At 47.3% G+C, this 457-nt stretch carries 2 protein-coding genes; both read right to left on the bottom strand.

Features of this window, described 5'->3' with window-relative positions:
- Window positions 1–165 (bottom strand): ATP-binding cassette domain-containing protein (locus tag A3761_RS25680; RefSeq protein ID WP_156491740.1); only part of this gene is annotated, 165 nt, incomplete at its 3' end.
- Window positions 166–172: 7 nt separating this feature from the next.
- Window positions 173–457, bottom strand: a 285-nt coding sequence (locus tag A3761_RS08140; protein ID WP_197472973.1) for an energy-coupling factor transporter transmembrane protein EcfT, incomplete at its 5' end; no start/stop codon positions are given.

The raw sequence follows: 457 nt of genomic DNA, 5'->3' as shown, positions 1-457 counted from the left end.
TTTTAGCCCTACCAGTAAATGTAGAAACGTCGTTTTGCCCGCTCCATTCGGCCCCGTGAGCGCAACCCGATCACCCGAGTAGAGAGAGAAATCGACATGAGATAATACTTCCCCTCTTCGTGGGTAGCGGTAGCTTAAGCCTCGTGTTTCAATTAGCGCTTCCATAAAAGCCTCAAAGCAGGTTGATAAGAATTAGAGAAATCAAGAACGGAACGCAAACGATGATCAAGCAGTAATCGCGTGCGACTAACTTATCATCATCCAACAAATAGAAGCGGCCGTTGTAACCACGACACTTCATTGCCTCCATGATTCGCTCTGAACGTTCAAGTGCATGGATTAAAAGCATTCCCACTAAATAGCCAATTGAGCGCCATGTGTGCGTATCCATTCGCAGTACAAATGCCCGCGCCTGCATCGCACGTTTCATGCGTTTGTATTCCTGACCAATCACGTC

The sequence above is a fragment of the Oleiphilus sp. HI0123 genome, from assembly GCF_001635315.1.
This window is presented reverse-complemented; position numbering and strand designations above follow the sequence as displayed.